This is a genomic window from Nitrosomonas sp. (assembly GCF_022842015.1).
Classification (GTDB): Bacteria; Pseudomonadota; Gammaproteobacteria; order Burkholderiales; family Nitrosomonadaceae; genus Nitrosomonas.
Genome location: NZ_JALHQJ010000115.1, coordinates 1 through 5,215, shown reverse-complemented (window position 1 = coordinate 5,215; position 5,215 = coordinate 1). Strand labels below are relative to the sequence as shown.

Here is a 5,215-nt window from a genome sequence, read left to right as displayed (position 1 = left end):
GTAATCAGGGTAACCTCAAAGAAGCTTATCAACGTGTAGACAAAGCCGAAGATGAACAGACGATGATGGAACTTAGGTTGAAAACAGAATTAGCGCAAACTTACGAAGCAATGCTGGCAACCTGGAATGAGATCAACCTGTTGCGCGACGAGATTTTGCCTGGAGCAAAAAGTGCTTTTCATGTAATGCGCAGAGGTTATGAATTGGGTAAATTTGGTTTGCTGGAATTGCTGGATGCGCAACGCGTGCTATTTCAGAATCAATTGCTCTACATCCGCGCACTGGCAAACTATCAGCGATTGATGAATGACATAGAACGCTTGATCGCAGCGCCTATCGACAGCATTCTAAATCATCGTGGTATAGAGAAAAAGGTTAAGGAATAAATATGGATAAAGCACGATTGATACCAATTTTGATTGTGATCGCCGTTGGAATTGTATTGGGTGGATTGATTTTAACCGTGGATAAGCCATCCGGGGGTTCAATGAAGATGGAAGACATTCATGCTGATGAAGAATCAGCCGAAGATCAACCTGCTATTGGGCCAAGGGGGGGCAAGCTGTTTACTGATCATGACTTCAGCGTGGAACTGACTATTTTTGAAAAAGGCATGCCGCCGCAATTCCGGATTTATTTGTATGAAAAGGGCAAATTGCTACCGTCAACGTCCGCTACTGTAACTATCACATTAACCCGGCTGGGCGCACCGGCACAGTTGATTCAATTTACTCCGGAGGCGGATTACTTGGCGGGAGATCAAATCGTCGAGGAACCGCATTCGTTTGATCTCGTCATTGCTGCGGAACATGAAGGCAAGTTGATGCGTTGGAGCCACAGCCAGATTGAAGGGCGGGTAGAAATACCGGATGAAATGCTAAAAAGCATGGGTATCGAACTTCTCACTGCGGGACCGGCAATTATCAAACCTAAACTCAGACTTCCGGGAGAAGTGATCTTCAATGAACATAACATCGTGCGTGTAGTGCCACGGGTTTCCGGCGTGGTGACGACGGTGCATGGTCATCATGGACAGCAAGTGAAAAAAGGTGATGTGCTGGCCGTTATCGAAAGTCCGATGCTAGCAGACTTGCGCAGCCAATATTCTGTAGCCAAAAAACGGCTGACACTGGCAAAAACGACTTACGAGCGAGAGAAACAGTTGTGGGAAGAAAAAATCAGCGCCAAGCAGGAGTTTCTTTTGGCAGAAGAATTATGGAATGAAGCTCAGATTGCTTTGGAGCTGGCTGCCACTAAATTACGTGCTCTAGGCGTGCAACCTGCATCTAGTTTCTTAAGAACAAACATTACACAGTATGAGATTCGCTCCCCAATTTCAGGAATCATCATTGCCAAGGCTCTTGCACTTGGGGAAGTGCTCAAGGAAGACAGGGAAATTTACACTGTTGCAGATGTATCGACAGTATGGACGGCTGTTACGGTTTATCCTAAAGATCTTAACGTGATTCGGGTTGGCCAGAAAGTTACAGTGAAGGCAACGGCTTACGACATAAAAAGCGAAGGAAGTGTGACTTATATTTCCACCTTGATCGGCGGACAAACGCGTACGGCAACAGCCAGAGTCGAGCTGGAAAATAAAGAAGGAAAATGGCGCCCCGGTATGTTTATCAACGCTGAGTTGGTGGCAGAAGAAATGGAAGTGCCGATCGCCGTTTCTGTTGATGCCATTCAAACATTTCACGACTGGTCGGTAGTATTCGGTCGTTATGGTCAGTATTTCGAAGTTCGCCCTTTGGAACTGGGACGCAGTGATGGTGAAATGGTTGAGGTTCTCGAAGGGCTTGCTTACGGTGAGCAATACGCTGGAGGCAACAGCTTTGCCCTTAAAGCAGAGCTGGGCAAAGCGGGCGCATCTCACGACCATTAAACCGATAATCTGATCAAAGCGAGCCACCATGTTTGAGCGCATTTTACACATATCCATCTATCAACGCGGCATCGTGCTGATGGTGGTGCTGACAATGGCTGTATTTGGCATATACAACTACCTGAAACTACCCATTGACGCTGTGCCGGACATCACCAATGTGCAGGTACAAATCAACACCACGGCACCCGGTTATTCGCCTTTGGAAGCTGAGCAACGTATCACCTTTCCGATTGAGATGGCGATGGCCGGTCTACCCAATCTTGAATATACCAGGTCTCTCTCGCGTTACGGTTTGTCGCAAGTTACGGTAATTTTCAAGGACGGCACTGATATTTATTTGGTAAGACAACTGGTCAGCCAAAGAATTCAAGAGGCCAGGAACCAGTTACCGACTGGAATCGTACCCACGATGGGGCCTATCTCCACTGGTCTGGGCGAAATCTTCATGTGGACTGTCGATGCGGAGAAAGATGCACGCAAGCCAGATGGAACCCTTTATACAGCCACCGATTTACGCGAGATTGAAGACTGGATCATCAAGCCGCGCATGCGTATGGTAAAAGGAATCACAGAAGTCAATTCCGTCGGTGGCTATGTTAAGCAATTTCATGTGACACCTTATCCTGAAAAACTGATCTCATTCGGGCTCACTTTGCAAGACTTGGTGGTTGCATTGGAACGTAATAATATCAACGTGGGTGCAGGCTATATCGAAAAAAGCGGCGAACAGTATCTAGTCAGAGTACCTGGGCAAGTGGCAAATCTGGTCGAAATCGGCGAGATCATTCTGAGTAGCAACCAAGGCATACCGATACGAATCAAAAATGTGGCCGATGTACTGATCGGCAAGGAATTACGAACCGGTGCCGCAACCCAAAATGGAAAGGAAGTGGTGCTGGGCACTGCGCATATGCTGATTGGGGGAAACAGCCGCATCGTTTCACAAGCAGCAGCGGAGAAACTCACCGAGATTAACCTCAGCCTGCCTGTCGGCGTGGTTACGACGCCTGTTTATAATCGAACCACATTGGTCGACAAAACCATCAGCACGGTCTCAAATAACTTACTGGAAGGTGCCGCGCTGGTCATTGTGGTGTTGTTCATAGCGCTTGGCAACATACGTGCCGCACTGATTACCGCACTGATTATTCCTCTCTCGATATTGTTCACCATCAGCGGCATGGTGGCCAACAATGTCAGCGCCAATCTGTTGAGCTTGGGCGCACTTGATTTTGGCATTATTGTCGACGGCGCCGTTATTATTGTCGAAAATTGTATTCGTCGCCTCTCTCTCGAACAAGGACGACTGGGACGAGAACTGACCCCTGCCGAGCGCTTCGAGATCGTTTTTGATGCCTCCAAGGAAGTACGGCGGGCACTACTGTTCGGACAAATTATTATCATGGTAGTTTATCTGCCAGTGTTTGCATTGTCCGGGGTGGAAGGAAAAATGTTCCATCCGATGGCCTTTACGGTTTTATTGGCATTGTTAGGAGCAGTATTCTTATCGATAACATTCGTACCGGCAGCAGTGGCTATGTTTCTCTCCGGAAAAATGTTGGAGAAAGAAGGAGCCGCTGTATTATGGGCTAAGAAAATCTATGCTCCTGCATTGGATATTGCTATGAATAACAAAGGATTGACGGTTACCATTGCCATTGTCATTGTGATGCTGTCGCTGCTACTGACTACGCGCATGGGCAGTGAATTCATTCCCAGTCTCGACGAGGAAGATATTGCACTACATGCGATTCGGATACCTGGGACAAGCCTGAGTACGGCCATTGAAATGCAAAATGAACTGGAAGAGACGATCAGGAAATTTCCCGAAGTCAGTCGGGTATTCTCTAAAATTGGTACCGCAGAGATTGCTACTGACCCGATGCCGCCCAGTGTCGCAGATATTTTCATCATCATAAAACCGCAATCCGAATGGCCCGGAAAGTATCGGAACAAAGAAGAATTGATCGCCGCGATGGAACAAGCGGTACAAAAAGTTCCGGGCAACAACTACGAATTCACACAACCAATACAGATGCGATTTAACGAACTATTATCCGGAGTACGCGCGGATGTTGCAGTAAAAGTATTTGGTGATGACCTCGACGTTATGCTCAATGTCGCTGAACAGATTGAAAAAATCGTCAAAACCGTTCCCGGTGCGGCGGATGTACGGACTGAACAAATCACTGGCCTGCCAGTACTGTCAATTCAGATGGACCGTTCAAAAATGGCGCGTTATGGCCTCAATGGCAGCGATGTGCAGGATACTGTCAATATTGCGATTGGCGGCAGAACCACTGGTTTGATTTTTGAGGGCGATCGCCGTTTCGAGCTACAAGTGCGATTACCAGAACAAATTCGCGGTGATATCGCAGCACTCAGTCGCTTACCAATCAGGCTTCCCGTTCTGAAAATGCCCGACGGCCAAAATGCACCAGCTGCTGCTTTGCCCATTTACGTCGCATTAGGCGAAGTAGCCGATCTGCAAATTGTCAAAGGTCCTAATCAAGTCAGCCGCGAAAATGGTAAACGCCGTGTGGTGATTACCGCAAATGTGCGTGGCCGCGATATCGGTTCTTTCGTCAAGGACACAGAAAAACTCATCGAGCAACAAGTCAAAATTCCATCCGGCTACTGGCTTGCCTGGGGCGGGCAATTCGAGCAATTGATCATGGCGGCAGAACGCTTGCAGATTGTCATTCCATTAGCCCTTTGCTTGGTATTTTTTCTACTTTACACCATGCTCGGCAGCTTTAGAGATAGCTTGCTTGTGTTTAGTGCAGTTCCGTTGGCTATTACTGGCGGAATCGTGGCCCTATGGTTGCGCGACATTCCCTTGTCCATATCTGCCGGAGTAGGGTTCATCGCCATGTCCGGTGTAGCAGTACTGGATGGCTTGGTGCTGTTGTCGTTTATCCGCGATCTGAGACAACAGGGATTTACTCTCGACAACGCCATTCGAACTGGTTCCCTCATGCGATTGCGTCCAGTATTGATCACGACTTGGGTGGAATCACTGGGTTTCCTGCCTATGGCACTCAGCACCAGCACAGGCGCTGAAGTGCAGCGAACACTTGCAACGGTAATGATCGGCAGTACGTTATCCCAGTCGCTGTTATCGTTATTGGTGTTACCGGTGTTGTATCGGATCGTACATGGAAGAGAGATAAGTAGAAAATAACCTAGGTTGACCTCTACCCAGATCTTATTTCGCCAGTGACGCACCCCACCGCAAGTGGCAGCAAACTAAACTCATAAAAGATTCTTCTTGTATTATGAAATAGAAAACTCAATCTGCCGATCAAATAACAGCAGTTTCTT

At 47.7% G+C, this 5,215-nt stretch carries 3 protein-coding genes; all 3 read left to right on the top strand.

Annotation, left to right across the window (positions count from 1 at the left end; all coding sequences use genetic code 11):
* A partial coding sequence (locus Q0C11_RS14320) for a TolC family protein (protein WP_293009120.1) occupies window positions 1–386 on the top strand: 386 nt, incomplete at its 5' end.
* 2 nt (window positions 387–388) lie between these two features.
* Window positions 389–1,888 (top strand): efflux RND transporter periplasmic adaptor subunit, encoded by a 1,500-nt coding sequence (locus Q0C11_RS14315; RefSeq protein ID WP_293009118.1) that lies wholly within the window; start codon window positions 389–391, stop codon window positions 1,886–1,888.
* A gap of 28 nt (window positions 1,889–1,916) precedes the next feature.
* On the top strand, window positions 1,917–5,075 hold the full coding sequence (locus Q0C11_RS14310) for a CusA/CzcA family heavy metal efflux RND transporter (protein WP_293009116.1): 3,159 nt from the start codon (window positions 1,917–1,919) through the stop codon (window positions 5,073–5,075).
* Window positions 5,076–5,215: the final 140 nt, after the last annotated feature.

Excerpts from the sequence above, each read along its gene's own strand:
- Q0C11_RS14310 (WP_293009116.1), top strand. The coding sequence starts at position 1,917 with ATGTTTGAGCGCATTTTACACATATCCATCTATCAACGCGGCATCGTG.
- Q0C11_RS14315 (WP_293009118.1), top strand. The coding sequence starts at position 389 with ATGGATAAAGCACGATTGATACCAATTTTGATTGTGATCGCCGTTGGA.